At 70.2% G+C, this 21,497-nt stretch carries 22 protein-coding genes; 15 read left to right on the plus strand and 7 right to left on the minus strand.

What is annotated here, in order from left to right:
- Positions 1-207 precede the first annotated feature (207 nt).
- Complete coding sequence (locus DP939_RS04975; RefSeq protein WP_263972291.1) at positions 208-1,404, plus strand: MFS transporter; 1,197 nt, start codon at positions 208-210, stop codon at positions 1,402-1,404.
- Here DP939_RS04975 and DP939_RS04980 read toward each other — a convergent pair.
- Positions 1,383-2,051, minus strand: coding sequence for a UdgX family uracil-DNA binding protein (locus tag DP939_RS04980; RefSeq protein WP_113979518.1), 669 nt, complete (start codon positions 2,049-2,051; stop codon positions 1,383-1,385). The genes DP939_RS04975 and DP939_RS04980 overlap by 22 nt on opposite strands.
- Before the next feature lie 116 nt (positions 2,052-2,167).
- On the opposite strand from DP939_RS04980, the gene DP939_RS04985 reads away from it, so the two are divergent.
- Complete coding sequence (locus DP939_RS04985; RefSeq protein ID WP_113979323.1) at positions 2,168-2,872, plus strand: metal-dependent transcriptional regulator; 705 nt, start codon at positions 2,168-2,170, stop codon at positions 2,870-2,872.
- 117 nt (positions 2,873-2,989) lie between these two features.
- A complete protein-coding gene (locus DP939_RS04990; RefSeq protein WP_113979324.1) occupies positions 2,990-5,221 on the plus strand; it encodes an ATP-binding SpoIIE family protein phosphatase in 2,232 nt (743 codons plus the stop codon).
- A 36-nt stretch (positions 5,222-5,257) separates the two neighbouring features.
- Here the strand turns inward: DP939_RS04990 and DP939_RS46025 are convergent, their stop codons facing one another.
- A complete protein-coding gene (locus DP939_RS46025) occupies positions 5,258-5,425 on the minus strand; it encodes a hypothetical protein (RefSeq protein WP_158578464.1) in 168 nt (55 codons plus the stop codon).
- 175 nt (positions 5,426-5,600) lie between these two features.
- Between DP939_RS46025 and DP939_RS04995 the strand changes: the two genes are divergently transcribed.
- Entirely contained in the window at positions 5,601-6,866 is a 1,266-nt protein-coding gene (locus DP939_RS04995; protein WP_225878044.1) for a YibE/F family protein, read from the plus strand.
- Positions 6,867-6,934: 68 nt separating this feature from the next.
- A complete protein-coding gene (locus DP939_RS05000; protein ID WP_199564934.1) occupies positions 6,935-7,366 on the plus strand; it encodes a BP74-related protein in 432 nt (143 codons plus the stop codon).
- A gap of 17 nt (positions 7,367-7,383) precedes the next feature.
- Here DP939_RS05000 and DP939_RS05005 read toward each other — a convergent pair whose 3' ends face one another.
- The gene (locus DP939_RS05005; protein ID WP_113979326.1) at positions 7,384-8,535 is read right to left on the minus strand and encodes an acyl-CoA dehydrogenase family protein; all 1,152 of its coding nucleotides are present in this window, start codon (positions 8,533-8,535) and stop codon (positions 7,384-7,386) included.
- Between the two features lie 164 nt (positions 8,536-8,699).
- On the opposite strand from DP939_RS05005, the gene DP939_RS05010 reads away from it, so the two are divergent.
- The gene (locus DP939_RS05010) at positions 8,700-10,004 is read left to right on the plus strand and encodes a hypothetical protein (protein WP_113979327.1); all 1,305 of its coding nucleotides are present in this window, start codon (positions 8,700-8,702) and stop codon (positions 10,002-10,004) included.
- Positions 10,001-10,822 carry a class F sortase gene (locus tag DP939_RS05015; RefSeq protein WP_113979328.1) on the plus strand — a complete coding sequence of 274 codons (822 nt, stop codon included), beginning with the start codon at positions 10,001-10,003 and terminating at the stop codon, positions 10,820-10,822. The genes DP939_RS05010 and DP939_RS05015 overlap by 4 nt, the downstream gene beginning before the upstream one ends.
- 297 nt (positions 10,823-11,119) lie before the next feature.
- Here DP939_RS05015 and DP939_RS05020 read toward each other — a convergent pair whose 3' ends face one another.
- Entirely contained in the window at positions 11,120-11,425 is a 306-nt protein-coding gene (locus tag DP939_RS05020; RefSeq protein ID WP_113979329.1) for a hypothetical protein, read from the minus strand.
- A 22-nt stretch (positions 11,426-11,447) separates the two neighbouring features.
- Here DP939_RS05020 and DP939_RS05025 point away from each other — a divergent pair, with 22 nt between their 5' ends.
- From DP939_RS05025 to DP939_RS05060, 8 genes are all read left to right on the plus strand, one after another.
- Positions 11,448-11,885, plus strand: a complete 438-nt coding sequence (locus DP939_RS05025; protein ID WP_113979330.1) for a hypothetical protein — start codon at positions 11,448-11,450, stop codon at positions 11,883-11,885.
- 15 nt (positions 11,886-11,900) lie between these two features.
- Positions 11,901-12,767 carry a class F sortase gene (locus DP939_RS05030; protein WP_225878045.1) on the plus strand — a complete coding sequence of 289 codons (867 nt, stop codon included), beginning with the start codon at positions 11,901-11,903 and terminating at the stop codon, positions 12,765-12,767.
- 46 nt (positions 12,768-12,813) lie between these two features.
- Positions 12,814-14,508, plus strand: a complete 1,695-nt coding sequence (locus DP939_RS05035; protein ID WP_113979331.1) for a sensor histidine kinase — start codon at positions 12,814-12,816, stop codon at positions 14,506-14,508.
- Positions 14,499-15,146, plus strand: coding sequence for a response regulator (locus DP939_RS05040; protein WP_113979332.1), 648 nt, complete (start codon positions 14,499-14,501; stop codon positions 15,144-15,146). The genes DP939_RS05035 and DP939_RS05040 overlap by 10 nt, the downstream gene beginning before the upstream one ends.
- Positions 15,147-15,286: 140 nt before the next feature.
- Positions 15,287-16,345 carry a hypothetical protein gene (locus DP939_RS05045; protein WP_225878046.1) on the plus strand — a complete coding sequence of 353 codons (1,059 nt, stop codon included), beginning with the start codon at positions 15,287-15,289 and terminating at the stop codon, positions 16,343-16,345.
- Positions 16,342-17,700 (plus strand): hypothetical protein, encoded by a 1,359-nt coding sequence (locus tag DP939_RS05050; RefSeq protein WP_113979333.1) that lies wholly within the window; start codon positions 16,342-16,344, stop codon positions 17,698-17,700. Before DP939_RS05045 ends, DP939_RS05050 begins: the two co-directional genes overlap by 4 nt.
- A complete protein-coding gene (locus DP939_RS05055; protein WP_113979334.1) occupies positions 17,697-18,080 on the plus strand; it encodes a hypothetical protein in 384 nt (127 codons plus the stop codon). Before DP939_RS05050 ends, DP939_RS05055 begins: the two co-directional genes overlap by 4 nt.
- Positions 18,081-18,152: 72 nt before the next feature.
- Complete coding sequence (locus DP939_RS05060) at positions 18,153-19,298, plus strand: acetyl-CoA C-acetyltransferase (protein ID WP_113979335.1); 1,146 nt, start codon at positions 18,153-18,155, stop codon at positions 19,296-19,298.
- Positions 19,299-19,382: 84 nt separating this feature from the next.
- Here DP939_RS05060 and DP939_RS48605 read toward each other — a convergent pair whose 3' ends face one another.
- The 3 genes from DP939_RS48605 to DP939_RS05070 form a co-directional block, all read right to left on the minus strand.
- Positions 19,383-19,517, minus strand: a complete 135-nt coding sequence (locus tag DP939_RS48605) for a hypothetical protein (RefSeq protein WP_263972292.1) — start codon at positions 19,515-19,517, stop codon at positions 19,383-19,385.
- A 211-nt stretch (positions 19,518-19,728) separates the two neighbouring features.
- A complete protein-coding gene (locus DP939_RS05065) occupies positions 19,729-20,574 on the minus strand; it encodes a carbohydrate ABC transporter permease (protein WP_113979336.1) in 846 nt (281 codons plus the stop codon).
- Entirely contained in the window at positions 20,574-21,470 is an 897-nt protein-coding gene (locus tag DP939_RS05070) for a carbohydrate ABC transporter permease (RefSeq protein ID WP_225878047.1), read from the minus strand. The genes DP939_RS05065 and DP939_RS05070 overlap by 1 nt, the downstream gene beginning before the upstream one ends.
- Positions 21,471-21,497 lie beyond the last annotated feature (27 nt).

The following is a 21,497-nucleotide window of genomic DNA, read 5'->3' on the forward strand; positions in this document are numbered from 1 at the left end:
CAGATGCCCCTGTGCCCGCAGGTGAGCGGGCGAATCCGGGTCGAATCACATCAAAGCGGATAATTTACGTCCACTTGGCCGTACGTGGCCCGGGTGCCTCCAGCCGGGCGGCACATGGTTCCCTTTGAGGGGACAATTCGCGACTTTAACTGGGGGTAATGGGTGGCTGGGCGGTTGTGGCAGCGGATTGCCGTCGATACCACCCCGTTGCGGAACGTCGCCTACCGGCGCCTGTGGTGGGGCCAGGGCGTCTCCTTCATCGGCTTCCAGCTCACGTCGGTGACCATGGGCGCGCAGGTGTACTCGATCACCGAGTCGTCGTTCTGGGTCGGCATGATCGGCCCGGCCAGCCTGGTCCCGCTGGTCGTGTTCGGCCTGTGGGGCGGCGCGGTCGCCGACGCCGTGGACCGCCGCAGGCTGCTGCTCGCCGGGTCCCTGATCGCCTGGGTCGCGACCGGCGCGCTGCTGCTCCAGGCCGTACTCCGGATCGACAACATCGCGCTCATGCTGGGGACGGTGGCCGTCCACTCCGCCGGGTTCGCCGTCACCGGGCCCACCCGGGGCGCGATCATCCCCCGGCTGGTCCCCGTCGAGGAGGTCCCGGCCGCCAACACCCTCAACTTCCTGGTCGGCAACCTCGGCACGGTGATCGGCCCGCTGCTGGCGGGCATCGTGCTCGACCGGGGCGGCTTCGCCACCGCCTACCTGATCGACTTCATCCTGTTCACCGGCGGCTTCTACGCCGCGCTGCGGCTGCCGCCCCTGCCGCCGCTGGGCGAGATCACCCGGCGTCCCGGCTGGCGGTCCGTCAACGAGGGCCTGGGCTTCATCGCGCGGCACCCGGTGGTGCTCATGTCGTTCGTCGTGGACATCATCGCCATGGCCTTCGCGCTGCCCAGGGCGCTGTTCCCGGAGATCACCGCCGAGCGGTTCGGCAACTCGGGGATGGCCTTCGGCTGGCTGTCGGCCAGCATCGCGATCGGCTCGGTGATCGGCGGGCTGTTCTCCGGGTGGGTCGGCCGGGTGCGCCGCCAGGGGATCGCCCTGACCGTCGTCATCGCGCTGTGGGGCCTGTCCGTGGCGGCGGCGGGGCTCGCCGGGCAGCTCTGGCTGATGGTGGCGCTGCTCGCGCTGGGCGGGGCGGCGGACCTGGTGTCGGCCGTGTGGCGGCAGACCATCCTGCAGACGTACGCGCCGGACGAGATGCGCGGACGCCTGCAGGGCGTGTTCCACGTCGTGGTCGCGGGCGGGCCGCGCCTGGGCGACCTGCGGGCCGGTGCGACGGCCGCCGCGGTGGGCGTGATGCCCGCGTGGGTGGGCGGCGGGCTCGTGTGCGCGGTGCTGGTGGTCGTGGTCGGACTCGCCGTACCGGCCTTCCGGACCTACCGGCCCGTGGGCCGCTGACCCACCGGCCGGCCGCCCTCCTGGGCGGCCACCATCAGGTCCGACAGGAACTCCTGGTACGCCTCGTCCCGGTCCGGCGCGCGCAGTACCGCCGACGGGTGGACCGTGGCCACCAGCGTGGTCTCGCCGTGCGGCATCGGCTCGCCGCGGTGCCGGGTCAGCCGGAACGACGGTCCGAGCAGCGCCCTGGCGGCCGTCGCGCCGAGGATGACCGTGACCTCCGGGCGCAGCAGCCGCAGCTCGGCGTCCAGCCAGGGCGCGCACGCGGACACCTCGACCGCGCTCGGCTTCTGGTGGATGCGGCGCTTGCCCTTGTACGTGAACTTGAAGTGCTTCACGGCATTGGTCAGGTACACCGTGTCGCGCTCGATGCCCGCCTCCGCGATGGCCCGGTCGAGCACCCGCCCGGCCGGTCCCACGAACGGGTGGCCCTGGCGATCCTCCTGGTCTCCCGGCTGCTCGCCGACGAAGACGTACCTGGGGTCCGCGCCGCCCTCCCCGAAGACGGTCTGCGTCGCGTCGCGGTACAGGTCGCATCCCTGGCAGTGGGCGGCGGCCGCGCGAAGGGCGGCGACGTCCGTCATGTCGGATTCATTGGGAAGGAAATGCTCTGCTCCGGTGTTGGCGTGCTTTGCCACGCTCGTCATCTCCTGCCAGGCGGTCGGTTCGGCTTCGTCCGGCACATTGCCCGCCACTGCCCTCGCCGAGCCGTCTCAGTCCAGGGCCCGATGGGCGTAGCATCGAGGAAGGACGGGAGGAGCCCTTGACCGCACATGGCCTGATCGACACGACGGAGATGTACCTCCGGACGATCTACGAGTTGGAAGAGGAGGGGATCGTCCCTCTTCGCGCGCGCATCGCCGAGCGGCTGCAGCAGAGCGGGCCGACGGTCAGCCAGACGGTCGCGCGCATGGAGCGCGACGGCCTCGTGCGCGTCGAAGGCGACCGCCACCTGACGATGACCGAGCTGGGCCGCACCCTGGCCATGCGCGTGATGCGCAAGCACCGGCTCGCGGAGTGCCTGCTCACCCAGGTGATCGGGCTGCCCTGGGAGGAGGTCCACGTCGAGGCGTGCCGCTGGGAGCACGTGATGTCGGAGTCCGTCGAGGCCAGGCTGGTCACGCTGCTCAACAAGCCGACGGTCTGCCCGCACGGCAACCCCATCCCCGGCCTTGAGGAACTGGGGGTCAGCGACTCGGTTCTGGTCGACGACGATGCCATGCTGGCGATGTCCGACCTCGCGGGCGCGCGTGACATGGCGGTCGTGGTGCGACGAATTAGCGAACAAGTGCAAAGCGATCCTGCTGTGATGCTTAAACTCAAGCAAGTTGGGATACAACCCGGACGCGAGGTGACGCTCGCGGCGAGCGACGACGGTGTGCGGGTGACAGGTGACGATCAGGCTGACAACACGAGCGCGGAGCTGCCACGTGAGGTCGCCGCGCATGTTTTTGTCGCAAAGCGCTGATCGCCGCGCGGCTGCTTGGTTGAATCCCTCCAGGGAGACTCCCTACTGCTCGATCAACGCAGGAGCATCCGTGGTTCGCTACCCGCACGACCACCCGTACGAGGTGGTGATCGCCGGATGAAACGCTGGGGGGATCTCTCGCAGGACGCCGCGGACCACCTCTCGCCCGCGTCGGTCCTCGACCACGCGGAGATGGCCGTCGTGGTCACCGACCGGTTCAGCAACCTCCTCTACTGGAACCCGTTCGCCGAAAAGCTGTTCGGGCGGCCCAGCAGGCCGGCCGGGTCCCGCGATCCGGAAGCCCTGTCCATGGGCATCATGGAGAAGGACCACCCGCTGGCCGTCGAGCTGGCCAAGCACGTGCTGCGCGGGGGCGTCTGGGAGGGCACCTTCGACGTCACCCGCTCCGACGGCACGATGATCTACGTCAGGGCGCAGGCCGTGCCGCTGCGGCACTCCTCCGGGTCGGTCACCGGCATCGTGATCACCGCCCGCGAGGCGATGCGCAGCAACGAGCGGGAGAAGGACCGCTTCGGCCTGCTGGAGCGCATCGGCGAGCGGCTGGCCGGGTCCCTGTACGTCGAGGAGACCCTCAAGCGCGTCGCCGACATGCTTGTCCCGCAGTTCGCCGACCACTGCTTCATCGAGCTGATGGAGAACGACCGGCTGATCCGCAGGGTGTCCACCCACGTCCAGAACTGGACCCCGCCGCCGGACAGCTGGCGCCCGGTCGGCGCGGAGATCCACTACCCGGCCGGCCACTACGCCGAGTCGGCGATGCGCCGCCAGGAGACCATCCTGGTGGAGGACTTCTCGCAGGTCAGCTACCCGAGCGCGAGCGTGGCCAGCGCCAAGCTGTGCGGCGAGATCGGGATGACCTCGGCCATCGTCGCCCCGCTGTGCGTGCGCGGCGAGATCCTGGGCCTGATGTACCTCGGCCTGTCCAACCTCACCGACCGGCGCAACCCGCACTACGACGCCTTCGACCGCGACTTCGTCGGGGCCATCGCCACCAGGGTCGCCCTGGCGGTGGACAACGCGCTGCTGTTCGAGGAGGAGCGGCACACCGCCGAGTCGTTCCAGAAGCACCTGCTGCCGCGCGCGCTGCCGCAGCTCGACGGCCTGCGGATCGCCGTGCGCTACTACCCGGCCGCCCCCCTCGCCTCACACGGCCAGGGCATCCAGACCCAGGTCGGCGGCGACTGGTACGACGTGATCCCGCTCTCGGCCGGACGGGTCGGCATCGTCATCGGCGACGTGGAGGGCCGCGGCGCGAAGGCCGCCGCGATCATGGGCCAGCTCCGCGCCGCGCTGCGCGCCTTCGCCCAGGACGACAAGTCGCCCGCCGACATCCTGGCCAGGCTGGACGAATGGACCCGCCTGGTGGCCACCCCCGAGCCGGGCCCCGGCGGTGACGACATCGCCGTGTCACCCATCGTGACCTGCCAGTACATGGTCTACGACGCGTGGTCGCGCACGCTCTCCTTCGCCAACGCCGGACACGCACCCCCGCTGCTGCTGATCGACGGCACCTGCCAGGAGCTGGACATCCACGAGGTGGGCCAGCCGCTCGGCGTCCATGCCAAGGGCATCCACGCCGACCTCGTCTACAAGGAGGAGACCCGCACGCTGCCGCCGGGCGCGTCGCTGCTCCTCTACACCGACGGCCTGGTGGACCGCCGCCCCACCCGCGACGCCGACGGCACGATCCCCAGCCAGGAGGAAAACCTCCAGCTCCTGTGCGACAAGCTCGCCAAGATCGGCGACATCTCGGTGGAGGAGCTGGCCGACGCGGCGACCGTCGCCGTCCCCGGCGAGATCGACGACGACATGGCCATCCTGGTCATCCGCTCCAGCCCGGCCGATCTCGAAGTCGAGGAGCGCACCTTCCCGGCCCAGCCGATCATGGTCGGTGAGGCCCGCCGGATGGCCGCCGAGGCGTTCTCCGGGTGGAACGTGCCGGAGGAGCGCGCCGAGCTGGCCTGCCTGCTGGTCTCCGAGGTGGTCACCAACGTCGTGCTGCACGCGGCCACCGCCTCGGTGCCGCGCCGCGAGCTGACCATGGACGGGCCGCCGATCCCCTTCGACGAGTCGTGGGACCTCCCGGGCCTTGAGGAGGAAGCGGTCGGCGAGAAGGAGTTCACCCTCCGGCTGCGCCGCGGCGGCGAGTCGGTCTGGGTCGAGGTGTTCGACCAGGACCTCCGGCTGCCGCGCATCCGCAGCGCGGGCGAGAACGACGAGGGCGGCCGCGGCCTCTACCTCGTCGACCAGCTCGCCAGCCGGTGGGGCTCACGCCCCACCCAGGAGGGCAAGGCGGTGTGGTTCGAGATCCCCACCCGGCGCCGCTAGCGGCGCGCTCGGGCCCTTCACGGCGGCCGGGCGGGCTCAGCGGAAGGTCTGGGTCCAGATGGCCAGCACGACGATGATGAACACGATCATGACGCCGCCGTAGGCGACCGGGCCCAGGCGCAGCGCCCGGCGCACCCGATTGAGGCCCCAGGCGAACAGCAGCGCCAGGAAGGCCAGCAGGATGAGACCGCTGTCGATCGCCACACGACCAGTATGCGCCCTCCCGGCCGCCTGTGCGGGAAATCCGGGGCCGCCGGCCGCCGTCCGGTCGTGGTGAATCGGTCCGAAGTGGGACGCCCGGTGTGGTACTTCTCTAGTCCGAGAGCTAGGGAGGGCCTTCCACCGGATCATGGGCGCTGACCATTCGCACGGCCCCGCCGTGCCCGCTTCCCGTGGCGCGGTGATCGCCACCCTGTCCGTGATCGTCCCGCTGGCGGTGGCCACGCTCGCCGCGCTGTTCTGGCTCTGGCCGGGCGGCTCCGGCGGCGTCGTACCCGAGGCGGGTCCAGCGCCCGAGCGGGTGACCGGGACGATCGCCGCCATCACACTGAAGCCCTGCCTGGAGGAGCCGCCGCCCGACGGGCAGGCGGCCGGGCAGCAGCCCGCGCCCGACCCGGCCACCTGCGGCGACGCCGCAGTCGAACTGACCGGAGGGCCGCAGCGGGGCGAGAGCGTCACCGTGGCGCTGCCCAGCGGGCCGGGCGCGCAGGTCTTCGCGGCGGGCGACGCCATCGTGCTCCTCTACACGCCCGGCGACGAGAAACTGGGCGCCTCGCCGTACCAGATCTCCGACCACGACCGTTCGCTGCCGCTCGGGTTGCTGGGCGCGGCGTTCGCGCTGGCGGTGATCGCCTTCGGCCGGTGGCGCGGGGTGAGCGCGCTGGCCGGGCTGGCGATCACGTTCGTGCTGCTGTTGCTGTTCGTCATCCCGGCGATCCTGGAGGGGCGTCCGCCGCTGCTGGTGGCCATCATCGGGGCGGCGGCGATCATGCTGACCGTGCTGTACCTCACGCACGGGTTCAGTGTGCGCACCTCCATGGCCGTCATGGGCACACTGCTCAGCCTGAGCCTGACGGGCGTGCTCGCGTCGGTGTCGATCGGGATCGCCAACCTCAACGGGATCACCGACGAAAGCTCGTTCAACCTGGACATGAGCCTCCAGATCAACACCCAGGGGCTGCTGCTGGCCAGCATCATCATCGGCTCGCTCGGCGTGCTCGACGACGTCACCGTCACCCAGGCGGTCACGGTCGCCGAACTCGCGCATGCCAACCCCGGCTACACCGTGCGGCAGCTCTACCGCGCCGGGGCGCGGGTCGGCCGCGCGCACATCGCCTCGGTGATCAACACCATCATCCTCGCGTACGCGGGGGCGTCGCTGCCGTTGCTGCTGCTCATCAGCGTCGGCCGGCAGCCACTCGGCGACATCGTCAACACCCCGGTCATCATGCAGGAGATCGTCCGCAGCGTGGTCGGCACCATCGGGCTGATCGCCGCCGTACCGATCACCACGGCCCTCGCCGCCTTCACCGCCACCCGGCGCGCGGCAACAGCGGACCATGACGAACGCGACCACCACCGGCACGTCCCCCGGTCCGCCCGGCACCGCCGCGTCGGCAACGACGAGCTCACCCGGAGGCCATAGCGGGGAACCATTACTCTTCGAATATGATCGGTGACTCATGGTGCCGATTGGATGGGAGGGTTCACCGCATGTCCGTGCGACGAATCGCAGGCAGGGCCGGTGCCGCGCTGGCGGCGGTCGTGCTGGCCGGCACGCTCGCCCCACCGGCCCAGGCGGAGGTCAAGGCGTACTTCGAGTTCGAGTATCCGCCGAACGCCGGCAAATGGGTCATCAAGCTCGTCGAGCCCGCCAAGATCCAGCACGCCAGAGACCTGCTGAGCGGCGCGACGAACGCCGACCCGCACGTCAAGGGCTGGATCGTGAAGGTCCGCGCGCCGCACAACGACAAGTGGAGCTGGCACTACGACCCGCACTCGATCACCTTCATCGCGCGCGGCAGCCGGTCCTGCGACGCGCCGCCGGCCGAGGTCGAACGGCGGCTCGCCGAGGTGGGCGACACCTTCCTGCCCGGTCGCATCTGGTGCCCGAGGCGGTCACGCATCCTGCGCGAGGTGCGCTGAGGCCCCGGGCGAGGCTTTCAGAAGCCGAAGGAGCGGCCGATGATCTCCTTCATGATCTCGGTGGTGCCGCCGTAGATGGTCTGCACCCGGCTGTCCAGCCACGCCTTGGCGACCGGATACTCCTGCATGTAGCCGTAGCCGCCGTGGAGTTGCAGGCAGCGGTCGATGACCTTGTTCTGCAACTCGGTGGTCCACCACTTGGCCTTGGCCGCGTCCACGGCGTCGAGCCGCTCGGCGTTGAGCGCCAGGACGCACTTGTCCAGGTAGTGCCGGGCGATCTCCACCTCGGTGGCCAGCTCGGCGAGCACGAACCGGGTGTTCTGGAAGCCGCCCAGGTTGTGGCCGAACGCCTTACGCGTCCTGCAGTACTCGATCGTGCTCTCCAGCACGGTCTCGGCCGCGGCCACGCCCGCCACCGCGATGGACACCCGCTCCTGCGGGAGATTGCGCATGAGCTGGACGAACCCCTGGCCGTCCCGGTCGCCGAGCCGGTTGGCCACCGGCACCCTGACGTTGTCGAAGTACAGCTCGGCGGTGTCCTGGGCGTGCATGCCGATCTTGTCCAGGTTGCGGCCCCGGGTGAAGCCGTCCATGCCGCGTTCCACCACCAGCAGCGTGGTCCCCTTGGCCCCGGCCGCCGGATCGGTCTTGGCGGCCACGATGACGAGGTCGGCGTTGATGCCGTTGGTGATGAAGGTCTTCTGGCCGTTGAGCACGTAGTGGTCCGCGCCCTCCGCCCTGATCGCGGTGGCCCGGATACCCTGCAGGTCACTGCCCGCGGCCGGTTCGGTCATCGCGATGGCGGTCACCAGCTCGCCGGACACGAATCCGGGCATCCAGCGCTGCTTCTGTTCGTCGTTGGCCAGGCTAACCAGGTAGGGGGCCACGATGTCGTTGTGCAGGCCGAAGCCCAGCCCGGTGGCGCCGACCCTGATGATCTCCTCGACGATCACCATGTTGTAGCGGAAGTCGGTGATGCCCGCACCGCCGTACTCCTCGGGGATCGAGAAGCCGAACATGCCCAGCTCGCCGGCCTTCTTCCAGACCTCGCGGGGGACGATGCCGTCCTGCTCCCACTGGGCGTGGTGCGGCACGACCTCGCGGGCCAGGAAGTCTCTGACGGTCTCCTGGAAGAGCAGGTGTTCCTCGTCGTAGAGGTCACGTCGCATGGTTCGCCTCCTGTAAGCCCACTCCTGTCAAACAGAATAGTGTTCTACTCGCGGCGCGGTACAGGTCCCCGCGGACATCACAAGTGCGCCACAGTGCGGAAATCGAGCTCGGCGGCGTTCGCCCGCTCAGTACGCTTTTCTGGGACTTGTGATCGGAGTGTGCGGTGAGCGGGTCGGGAGCAGGGCTGCGTAAGGCCATCCTCGTGTCGGCGTTAAGCCTGGTGGGCGGGGGCCTGTTCGCGATATCCAGTACCCCGGCCCAGGCCAACACGGTCGGCGTGGACCTGGACTACAACTGCACCGGAGGCATCGGCCAGGGCACGAAGCTGAGAGTTACGGTCACCGCCCCGACCACGATGACGGTCGGGCAGCCCATCGGGGTCAAGTGGAACATCGCCTACCATGACCAGACGGCGTTCACCTCCCCGAGCTATCTAGCGCCCCAGTCGAAGCTGTCCGCCAAGGGCGCTCTGCAGATAGAGGGGCCATGGAGTGGCAATACCTCGGCTGGAGGGTCGCTCGATCAGTGGGAGCTGAAGAAGGGGGACCGGCTCAAGCTGCCGTCGCTGGACACGGGTAAGGTAGGTGCCACCGAGCCGGGTGAGATCCGTATCACGCCGGGCGACCTGGTAGTGGACTTCACCCCGGCCGAGGGCGAGAAGGCCGTTGATGACGACGAACTCCCCCTTGGCGCCTATGAGGGTACTTGGCGTGACGTCGCTGGCCGAGACGTGCACGAGACCACAGCGCGGAACGCCAGTGTCTCGCTCAAGTTCCTGGGCACCGGCGTGGACTTCATCACCGAAAAGGATCAGCAGCCGGGCAATCTCAAGCTTGAGGTCGATGGAGTAGTGCACGCTCCAGAAGTCGTTGACCCGCCGAAGGGCGGCGACGGGGCTCTGGACGATGGGCCCAAGGTGGGTGGCCACAGGCTGTGGAAGGTGCGCGATCTGTCGTACAACGAGCACACGGTCAAGGTCACTAACCTCGAAGACGGTAAGTCGGCTGTCGTGGACGCCTTCAGGGTGGTGACTCCGAGGTTCGAGGCGCCGCCAGATGACTTCCGCTCGACCTGCAGCCCTGATCCGAAGAACGTGACTTTAACGATCAACATTGGCGAGAAGCCGCCGACCACTCCGCCTCCGAACCCTGGCGACAACGGCAACAACAACGGTGGCCAGAACGGGAACGGCAATGGCAACGGTGGCCAGTCCACCGCCACCACCACTGCGACCGCCACCGTCACGGCGTCGCCGAGTCCGGTTCCCACCAATACCCGGACGGTGACCGCCACCGCTACCCCGCAGGTCCAGATCACCCCCGTTGGCGCACCACAGACGGGGGAGTCGCCTGCGCCGCCCTCCGGCGGGGCGTTGATCGGGGCGGGGTCCGCGATGCTGGTGGGCGCGATCATGGGTGGTGTAGCGCTGCGCCGACGTAGGGCCGCGCACGCCGGAGCCGGGCGATGACCCACCCGGCGCACCCCGGAGGTAAGGGGACCAAGGAGAAGCTGCGGGCGGCCGTTCTGCCCGCGGTGCTCGTGGCCGGGTCCCTCGGTGGGATCGCGGCGATCGTGGCCGGGCTGCTCACGTACCTCGCCCCGCCCATCGAGCCGGACCGGACGCAAGAAGGCGTCCTGGCCGCCGCCCCCGTGCCACAGCAGCAGGACCGGCCCGCCGCCGCCGACGTCGTTCAGCAGGCCGCCGAGCCCGCCGTGCTGCCCACGGTCGGGCCGGGCGGCCCCGGGGTGCCGCTGACCGCCGCAGAGCCCGCCGCCCCGCCGCCGATGCCGTCGCTCAAGCCCCCGCCGCCGGTCCGTACCGACGCGCGGACCCGGCCGACGAAGATCTCCATCCCGGCCATCGGGGTCTCCGCCGGGCTCATGTCGCTCGGCGTCCAGAAGAACCGCGAGATCGCCGTCCCGCCGCTGAGCAAGCCCAAGCAGGCCGGGTGGTACCAGCACGGCCCGGTGCCCGGTCAGATCGGCCCGGCCGTGATCCTCGGCCATGTGAACAACCGGCAGGGCCCCGCCGTCTTCGCCCGCCTGCACCAGGTGAAGCGCGGGCAGAAGATCCGGATCACCCGGACGGACGGGAAGGTCCTGGAGTTCACCGTGGACGGCGTGGAGAAGATCCGCAAGGCGCGGTTTCCCACGGCCCGGGTCTACAGCAACCTCAACGACGCCAGCCTGCGCGTGATCACCTGCGGCGGTATTTATGACCCCCGCAGGCACAGCTATACGGACAACATCATCGTCTACGCGACGCTCTCCAAGCGGACCCGCTGAGACGAGGCGATCACCGCTCGTGACGATCTACCGTTGCGAGACTGAATCTATGCCCGATTTCGGCATATGGGTGCAGATTCTCATCAACTATTCATAGGATCTGAGTCGAAACATCAGTAATGACTGGCATGCTGGTGCGCCTGTCGGCCCGGTAGACCGCATCGAAACGGAGAACGGGACAGTGCTGAAGTCCAAGGCGCGACGTCGCGTCGCCCTGAAGACCGCCGCCCTGGGAGCCATCGGGGGAGGTCTCATCTTCGGAGCCATTCCCGCTCTGGCCACACCGGTCGATGTCGTCTACTCCTGTACGCCACCTAACGGCCAACCGACCACCGTGACATTCCCGATGGAGCTGGTGGGCCCCTCCGGCACCCCCTCCCCGAACACGGCGGTGACCATCACTTGGTGGATCGGCCGCTCGGCCACCCCGAACACCACGCCAACGGCAACGCCATCACCCACCGCCACGGGCACCAGCACCCCGCTGCCCGCCCCCGCGTCCATCTCCGCGAATGCGACGGTAGTGGCACAGGGCACCGTGGCGGCCAGCGGGCCGATCGCCAGTACCACTCCCACCGCGACGGGTGCTGTCGTGGTCGCCACCGCTGTCCCATCGGGCAGCCCGATGCCGATCCCCACGTCGATGGCCGTGGTCCTGCACCCGACCGCCTCCGGCACGCTCGCTGTCCAAGGCGGGGGCTTCGTCCTCAAGGCGGGCACCGGCTCCAACACCGTTTACTACAACTGCTCCGGTGTGGGCCCGTCCCTGAACCTCCCCATCGGTGGCACGGGCACGCCGGTCGGCACGCCGACCACCTCGACCCCCACCCCCACCCCCTCCAACACGCCCAGCCCGACGCCGAAGAAGACCAACACCCGGACGGCGACCGTGACGGCGGACACCCAGGTCGACAAGACCCCCAAGGACGGCGCGGCCACCGGTGGCGGTGGCGAGATGGGGCCGGACGGGCGGACGTTCGTGCTGGTGGGTTCGGTTCTGGTGCTGGGAGCGGGGGTCGGCGGGCTGTTCATGCGCCGCCGGGCCCAGGCGTCCAAGGGCTGATCGGACGGGCCGGCGGTGACCACCCAGCCCCCGGAAGAGGGATATCCGCAGCAGGGCGGACATCCCTACCCCGGCCATCCCGTCCCCTACGGCCAGCCGCAGCAGTACTACCCGCAGCCCGGACAGGTCTTCTACACCCCACCCACCCCGCCGCCGCCCCCTCAGCCGCCCAAGAAGGACGGCGGCCGGGCGCTGTTCTCGATCCTCGTGCTGGCCGCGGTGGCCGGAGTGGTGACGGTGGTCGTCGGCCTGGTGTTCATGCTGGCCGACCCCGCGGCCTACAACCTGTCCGACGGCCGCACCCAGCTCCCGGCCAAGGTCCAGCCGTCGGCGGCGAGTGAGTTCTTCCAGGCCGCGCCCACCGCGCCGCCGCCGCTGCCGCCGATCAACCCGGCCCCGCCGATGCAGCCGTCCACCCCGCTGCGGCTGGTCATCAAGAAGCTGAAGGTCAACGCTCCGATCAAGTCCGTCGGGCTGGCCAAGGACGGCACGATCCAGGTGCCCCCCGCCAACGACCCGAACCGCGTGGGCTGGTACCGCCTCGGCCCCACGGCGGGCCAGGCCGGGCCGTCGATCATGCTGGGCCACAAGGACACCACCAGCCGCAGCGCGGTGTTCAGCCGGCTGCCCGAGCTGCGGTACGGCGACCAGATCGAGGTGCACCGCCAGGACGGCACGGTCGCGGTGTTCACGGTGGGCGGCATCGAGCAGGCGGACAAGCGGACCTTCCCCACCCAGCGCGTCTACGGCGACCGCGAGAACGCCCAGCTCCACCTGATCACCTGCGGCGGCACCTACAACCGCGTGACCGGCCACTACACCGACAATGTCATCGTTTACGCCACCCTGACCGGCAGTCACCGCATTTCCCGGGCTTCCTAGGCATTCGCGGCGCGCGAAGCCTTAGAATCCCCGGCAGGGGTGAGCGATGAGCAGGCGGCCCAACATCAGCACCTCGATGCTGGCCGCCGTCGCGGCGGCGGCCTGGTTGTCGGTAGTGGAGTTACCCGACCTGTGGCGTTCCCCGGCCTGGGGGATGGGCCTGATGGTGGGCATGTCGTTCGTCTATGCGGGGGTCGTGGCCTGGCGCACCCACCCGCACAACCGGGTCGGCCCGCTCATGCTCGCGCTCGGCATCGCATGGATTCCGCAGCAGTTCAAGTTCGCCTTCGGCGAGCAGCACGGGGGCCTGGACTGGCTCGATCTGGGCGTCGGCCTGTGGGCGGGCGTCGCCTGCCACCTGTTCCTGGCCTTTCCCACCGGGCGGCTGGACGGCCTGCCCGCCCGGATCGTGGTCGGCATCGCCTACGTCGAATCGCTCGGCATCCCCGGCGTGTCGGTGCTCGCCGAGCTGCGGCCGGAGGAGCCGTGGCACACGATCGCGACGTTCGTGGACCGTACCTCCTGGGGCCTGATCGTCGCGGCGGGCATGTCGGTGATCGGGCTCGCCGCGGCGCGCTGGCTGGAGGGCACCGCCGCCCAGCGGCGGGCCGTGACGCCGGTGGTGGCCGCCTCGATGGTCGCCACGATGGCGTTCATGGCCGACCGGGCGTTCAACGTCTACGACATCCCCGCCCTGGGGCTGCCCTCCGGCTCGCTGTTCGGGGTGTTCGCCGGGGTGCCGGTCGCCTATCTGGGCAGCATGATGCGGGTCCGGATCGACCGGGGCAGGGTCGCCGACCTCGTCGTACGACTGCGCGGCAGGCGGCAGCGGGACGGCCTGGAGAGCGCGCTCGCGGCCACCCTGAAGGATCCCACGCTCAAGGTCGCCTACTGGATGGCCGACGAGGGCCGGTACGTCGATGCCGACGGCAACCCGGTCACGCTGCCGCCGTCGCAGGACAGCGGCCGGGTGATGACCCGCGTCGATCAGGGCGAGGCGCGGCTGGCCGTGCTGCTGCACGACGCGGCGCTGCTGGAACAGCCGCTGCTGGTCGACGCCGCGTGCGCGGCCGCCGCCCTCGCGCTGGAGAACGAACGGCTCACCGCCGACCTGCGGGCGCGGGTGCGGCAGCTCGCGGCGTCGCGGGCGCGGATGCTCCAGTGGGGCGAGGCCGAACGCCGCAGGATCGAACGCGACCTGCACGACGGCGTCCAGCAGCGGCTGCTGTCGGTCGCGATGACCCTCGGGCTGGCCGAGGCGACCACCGATCCGGCGCGGGCGGGAGCGCTGGTCGGCGAGGCCAAGTACGCGGTGCTCGGCGCGCTGGACGACCTGCGCGCGGTCAGCCACGGCATCCACCCGCCCGTGCTCACCGAGCGCGGGCTGCCCGGCGCGGTCAAGGAACTGGCCGCGGTCGCGCCGGTGCCGGTCGAGTGCGTGATCGAGATGACCGGGCCGCTGCCCCCTGCGGTCGAGAGCGCGGCCTACTACATCGTCAACGAGGGGCTGGCCAACGTGACCAAGCACGCGCGGGCGAGCCGGGCCTGGGTACGGCTGACCCGCGGCACCGGGCGGTTCGTGGTGGAGATCGGCGACGACGGGCGCGGCGGGGCCGACCCCGCCCATGGGTCGGGGCTGGAGGGCCTGGCCCACCGCGCGGAGGCCAACGGCGGCCGGCTGACCCTGGTCAGCCCGCCCGGCCGGGGCACAGTGATCATGGTGGAGCTGCCGTGCGAGTAGCGATCTGCGAAGATTCCGCGCTGTTCCGGGAGGGCATGACCCGGCTGCTGGCCGAGGCCGGTTACCAGGTCGTCGCGGCCGTGGACGACGCGGACAAGCTGCTGGCGGGCATCGCCGCGCACCTGCCCGACGTGGCCATCCTGGACATCCGGCTGCCGCCCACGCACACCGACGAGGGACTGCGCGCGGCGCTGACCCTGCGGCAGCGGCATCCGGAGGTCGGCGTTCTGGTGCTCTCCCAGTACGTGCGGGTCAGCTACGCGGTCGAACTCCTCGAAGGCGGCGTGGAGGGCATCGGCTACCTGCTCAAGGACCGCGTCTCCGACCTGGCGGAGTTCGCGGCGGCGATCCGCCGGGTCGGCTCGGGCGGGTCGGCGCTGGATCCGGAGGTGGTCGAGCGGCTGGTGAGCAGGCACCGCCAGCCGCACGACCCGCTGAGCCGGCTCACCGGGCGGGAGCGCGACGTACTGCGGCTGATGGCCGAAGGCCGGACGAACCTGGCCATCTCCGAACGGCTGGTCATCGCCGAGCGCACGGTGGAGAAGCACTGCACGAGCATCTTCGGCAAGCTCGGCCTCACCGCGGGCCCGCACGACCACCGGCGCGTGCTCGCCGTACTGCGCTATCTGAACGCCTGACGAGCCACCTGAACGCCTGACGAGCCACCCGGCGCGCAAAGCGGAAGGTGCGGTTACCCGCACCTTTCCCGGTGCGGTTGCCCGGCTTCCCCCCGACCGCGGCGCGGGGGAGGATGCAGGCGACGAAGGGAGTCTTGACCGTGGCAGTGGCAAACGCCGGCTTACGGCGGCTGGTGATCGATTCCGGTGAGGCACGTACGTGGGTGTCGGGCCGGACGGACCTGGTCACGGCGTTGCTGGGGGTCTGGTTCGGCATCGGCCTGATGATCGACGCCTGGGCGCACAGCAACCTCGCCGAACTTGAGACCTTCTTCACCCCGTGGCACGCGGCGTTCTACTCCGGCTTCGCCGCCGTCTCCGGGTGGATCATCTGGCAGGTGTGGCGCAATGTACGGGCGGGCCGGCAGGGGCTGGCGGCGGTGCCGACCGGCTATCTGGCGGGCCTGGTCGCGATTCCCGGGTTCGCCGCGTTCGGCTTCATGGACATGATGTGGCACACCTTCCTCGGCATCGAGACCATGATCGACATCTTGTTCAGCCCCTCCCACCTGGGGCTGATCTCCACGATGCTGCTGATCTTGACCACGCCGCTGCGTTCGGCGTGGAACGCGCCCGACATCGCCGAGCGGCCCTCGCTCGGCCGGTTGTTCCCCGCGTTGCTCGGGCTGGCGCTGGCCGGCACGCTGATCTCGCTGTTCGTCTCCTACGGCAACGCGATGCAGTGGGACGGGCAGGGCGTGGTGGCCGCACTCTCCATGACGGAGGGGGGCCGGACCGGCGACCTGGCCTCCTCGATCCTGATCACCAACGCGGTGCTGATCCTCCCGGTGTTGTTCCTGGTGCGCCGGTGGCGGCTGCCGTTCGGCAGCGTGACCGTCATGTACCTGGTCGGGGTCCTGATGCCGGGCGCGCAGACCGCCTTTGACAACGTGCCGATCCTGATCGGTTTCGTCGCCGGGGGCCTGGCCAGTGACCTGCTGATCCGGTGGCTGCGCCCCTCGGCGGAGCGCCGCGGCGCCTACTGGGCGTTCGCGGGGCTGTCGCCCCTCGTCACCTGGTCGCTGTACGTCCTGGTGGCCTCGGTCTCGGCGGGCAGGCTGCCCGCCGTACCTGAGCTGTGGACCGGCGCGCCGATCGTCGCCGGGCTGATCGGGCTCGCCCTCGGGGCGCTGTTGCTGCCCAACGCCCAGCGGGCATGATCCGAAGGCTCTGCCTGCTCCTCGGCCTGTCCGCCGTGCTGGCGCTGGCCGGGGCGGGTCCCGCTGCGGCGCACAACGTCGTGGTGGGGGCGGATCTGCGGATCGCCCAGACGATCGCCGGCGCGGAGCTGACGCTGGTGATCAAGGGGACCCCGCAGGTGCCGGGGCCGCTGCGGATCGGCGTGGAAACCTACCAGGCGGCGGGCGAGCTGCCGATCGCGCTGGAGCTGCGCTCGGTGACCGACGGACGTACGGTCACCGGGCGGCTCACGGCCGGGCCCGGCGACCGGTACACCGGGCTGCGGGTGGAGACGACCGGCCCGCACGAGCTGACGCTGCGGGCGGGCGGCGAGGTCGCCGTGGTGCCGTTCCGCGTCCTGGTGGACCGCGGGTCGATGTGGGAGGTGCTGATCTACGGCGGGCTGTTCGCGGCCGGGGTCGTACTGGTCGGCGGCCTGCTCACCGGCGCGCTGTCCCGGCCCGGCCGGGGGACGCTGCTGGTGGCGGGGGCCGCGGCCGGGGTCACGGTCGCGGCCATGATGGTCGTCCTCGAACCACAGCTCCCCACCGGCCCGCCGGACGGCGCCGCTCCCACCGCGACCGATCGGCAGCAGGCCGGACGGCCGTACGTGCAGGGACGGGTGACGACGCTGCCGGAACGACCGGCGGCCGGGGAGGAGTTCACCTTGCGCATCGATCTGCTCGACGGGTCCACCGGCAGCCCCGTCGACGACCTGACCGCCCACCACGAGGCGCTCGCCCACGTGGTCGTGACCAGCGAGGACGGCCGCTACTTCCGGCACGTCCACTCGCTGCGCACCGCGCCGGGACGGCTGGAGATCCGGCTGCGCGCCGACCGGGCGGGCCGCTACCGGGCCTACACCGAGTTCGAGCGCGAGGACTCCGGCGGGCAGCTCATCTCCGCGGACTTCACCGTCGGCGGCGAGCCCGCGAGCCCCGCCGAGACCGCCGAGACCGCCGAGACCGCCGAGACCGCCGAGACCGCCGAGACCGCCGAGACCGCCGAGACCGCCGGGGTGCGGTCGGCGGCGGCGGTGACCCGGCCCGCCGTACCGGTCGCCGGGCGGGCCGCGACGATCGAGGTCCGGCCGACCGGCGCCGTACGTCCCTGGCTCGGCATGGCCGGGCACCTGATCGTGCGCAGCGCGGACGGCGAGTTCTTCGGCCACGTCCACGAGATGAGCGCGGCCGGGCAGGTCGCCGCTCAGGGATTGCGCTTCACCTACGCCTTCCCCGCGGCCGGCCGGTACCTCGCCTGGGCGCAGTACGCCACCTCCGGCGGGATCGTGACCGTGCCGTTCACCGTGGAGGTCACCGGGGAGCCCGCACGATGAGGAAGGCCCTGATCGCGGCGGCCCTCGTGGCCGTCGCCGTGACGATCTTCGTGCTCGGCCGGGGCGGCGGCGAGCCGGTCCGGGTGACCACGACCGGGGCGCACTACGGCGTCACCGTGGTGATCGACAAGACGGCCGAACGCGACTTCACCGTCGAGATCCTGCTCAACTCCGGCGACGCGGACGCCGTCACGTTCTCGGCGGTGATGCCGACCATGGGCCACGCGATGCCCGAGGTCACCGCGCGCAAGCCCGGCCCCGGCCGTTTCCTGGCCCAAGGCGACCTGTTCTCGATGACCGGGGTGTGGCAGCTCTCCATCCGCGTCAGCGGCCGGGCGGGCGAGGAGACCCTGGGGGCGAGCGCGTTGATCAGCGGATAGGCCCGGGTGGTAGCCTCCGAAGAGAAACCGAACAATGCTCGGTCGCATCGGCGGCACCGATCGGGAGGCACTGTGGCAGAGGCGTACATCGTCGGGGCGGTCCGTACCCCGGTGGGGAAGAAGAAGGGCGGGCTGTCGGCCGTGCACCCGGTCGATCTGGCCGCGCACACGCTGCGGGAGCTGGTCGAACGCACCGGCGTTGACCCGGCGGCGGTGGACGACGTGATCATGGGCTGTGTCATGCAGATCGGCCCGCAGAGCGTGGACATCGCGCGCAACGCCTGGCTGTCGGCGGGCCTGCCGGAGAGCGTCGCGGGCGTCACGATCGACCGCCAGTGCGGCTCGTCGCAGCAGGCGATCCACTTCGCGGCGCAGGGCGTACTGTCCGGCACCCAGGACCTCGTGGTCGCGGCGGGCGTGGAGTCGATGAGCGTGGTCCCGCTCGGATCGAGCGTCACCATCGCGATGCAGCAGGGCATGCCCGCGCCGTACGGCAAGGGCTGGACCGACCGGTACGGCACGCAGGAGATCTCGCAGTTCCGCGGCGCGGAGCTGATGTGCGAGAAGTGGGGGTTCACCCGCGAGGAACTGGAACGGTACGCCTACGACAGCCACCAGCGGGCCGCCAAGGCCATCGCCAACGGCCACTTCCGCACGCAGATCGCGCCGATCGCGGGCGTCGAGGCCGACGAGGGACCGCGCCCGGACACGACCCTGGACAAGATGGCCGGGCTTTCGACCCTGCGCGAGGACGGCGTGATCACCGCGGCCACCGCCAGCCAGATCTCCGACGGCGCGGGCGCGCTGCTGATCGCCTCGGAGACGGCGGTACGCGAGCACGGCCTGACGCCCAGGGCCCGGATCGTGACGCTGACCCTGACCGGCGACGACCCGGTGTTCATGCTGACCGCGCCGATCCCGGCGACCCGCAAGGCGCTGGCCAAGGCGGGGCTGTCCATCGGCGACATCGACGTGACGGAGATCAACGAGGCGTTCGCGCCGGTCCCGCTCGCCTGGCTGCGCGAACTCGGTGCCGACCCCGCGACCACCAACCCGAACGGCGGGGCCATCGCCCTCGGTCACCCGCTCGGCGGCACCGGCGCGATCCTGATGACCAAGCTGCTGCACGAACTCGAACGTGTGGGCGGCCGGTACGGCCTGCAGACGATGTGCGAGGGCGGCGGCCAGGCCAACGTGACCATCATCGAACGGCTCTGATCCGCCGGAAAAGCCAGTGGCGCGGTGACCCGGCGCTCCGCTCCAGCCGGAGCGCCGGGGCCACCGCGCCTGCCCTGCGGGTGTCTAGCGGCCCTTGGGCAGCCGGCGCGGCTGCTGGATCGGGCGCTGTGGCATCCGGGGCATCGGTGTCTGCCTGGGGTAGTCCCGCGCGGGGATCGCGGGGTTCTTACCGGTCTTTCTGGCATGGCGGTTGCGCATGTGCGGACCTCCTCGAAGTGGACGGCGACGCGGCGACCGGAAAAGGTCGAACCGTGCCTGATCTCAGCTACCGCGTCGGAGAAACGGGGTCAGAAAGCTGAGCGGTGCGGGCCTATCGCCGCGAGGACGCGGGACTCGGCCGGCTGCCGACGGTCAGGAGTTGATCCACATGTCATCGACCCTACGCAGCGGGCCGATCACGCGCAACCGATTATTTGATGGACCCGGCCGTGAGCCCGTTCACCACCTTCCGCTCGATCAGCGCGAACAGGATGATCACCGGGATGGTGGCGATCACCGATCCGGCGAACAGCCCTTGCCAGTCCACCTGGTACTGCCCGATGTAGGAGTTCAGCGCCACGGTCAGCGGCTGGTTCGCCGGGGTCGTGCTGAGCATCAGCGCCACCGCGAACTCGTTCCAGGCCGCGATGAAGGTGAAGATCAGCGCGGTCACCACGCCGGGCATGGCCAGCGGCAGGGTGATCCGGAACAGCGTCCCGAACCGGCCGTTGCCGTCGATGAACGCGGCCTCCTCCAGCTCGCGGGGGATCGAGGAGAAGTAGGCGTTCAGGATCCACACCGCGAAGGCCAGGTTGAACCCGCCGTTCACCAGGATCAGCGCCCAGATCGTGTCCACCAGGCCGAACTGGAAGAACTCCCGGTAGATGCCGACGAGCATCGCGGTCGGCTGGAACATCTGCGTGATCAGCACCAGGAACAGGAAGCCGGTGCGGAACTTGAAGTTGTGCCGGGAGGTGTAGTAGGCGGCCGGCAGCGCGACCAGCAGGACCAGCAGCGTCGAACCGGCCGCGACCTGGAGGGTGACCACCAGGTTCCCGGCCAGCCCGCCGCTCCAGAAGTCGATCAGGCTGGACCACTCGAACGCGCTGGGCAGGTACGTCGCCTCGCGCAGCGTCTCCTGCGGCCGCACCGCGGTGAGCAGCATGATGACGTACGGGAAGAGGAAGATCAGCGCGATCACATAGGCGGACCCGGCGATGACCACGCTCTTGAGGCGGGGGAGCGCCCGGGAGGGGGCGGGGGCGGAGTGCGCCATCACGCGACCTCCGATTTCCACCGCGTGACCTTGAGGAACACCACGGTCAGAATGATCACCATGCCGAAGTTGACCACCGACATCGCGGCGGATTCCCCGATGTCCCGGTTTTTGAGGATGTACATGAAGATGGTGGACGTGGAGGTCGAGTAGCCCGGCTGTCCGCGCGTCATCGCCCAGATGATCGGGAAGTTGTTGAAGACGTTCATCACGTTGATCAGCGCCGCGACCGTCAAGGCCGGGCGGAGCAGCGGGAACGTGATCGACCAGTAGATCCGCATCTTGGAGGCGCCGTCCATCCTGGCCGCCTCGTAGATGTCGCCGGGGATGGTGGACAGGCCGGCGATCAGCGCGTACGTGGTGAACGGCACCGAGACGAACACCGCGACGAAGATCAGCCAGGGCATCGCGGTCGCGGACTGCCCCAGCGGGTCGGCGGCCGCGCCGCCGAGGGCGTCGAGGAGGCCCAGGTCGCGCCGGATCATGTTGATGACCCCGACCTCGGGGTCGAGCATCCACCGGAAGATGATCGCCGTCATCAGCACCGACGCCGCCCACGGCGCGATCAGCGCCCAGCGCGCGATCTTGCGGCCGGGGAAGCGCTGGTTGAAGAGCTGGGCCAGGGCCAGGGAGATGACCACCGTGAGCCCGACCACCGCGACCACCCAGATCAGGGTGCGCCCCATGATGCTGGCGAAGTCGGGTTCGGCGAAGAGCTTGTCGTAGTTCGCCGTCCCGTTGCCGCCCTGGATGATGCCGAATTTGCTGATCTTGAGGAACGACGACCGGATCATCTCGACCACCGGCCAGAGCACCACGAGTGCGATCAGCACGATGGCCGGTCCGACCCAGGCCAGGGGTTCGAGGGCGCGCAATCCCCTCGATCTATGCCGCATCTGTCCTGCTTCCTAGGGAGGGGTCCT

The sequence above is a fragment of the Spongiactinospora rosea genome (assembly GCF_003315795.1).
Taxonomy (GTDB): domain Bacteria; phylum Actinomycetota; class Actinomycetes; order Streptosporangiales; family Streptosporangiaceae; genus Spongiactinospora; species Spongiactinospora rosea.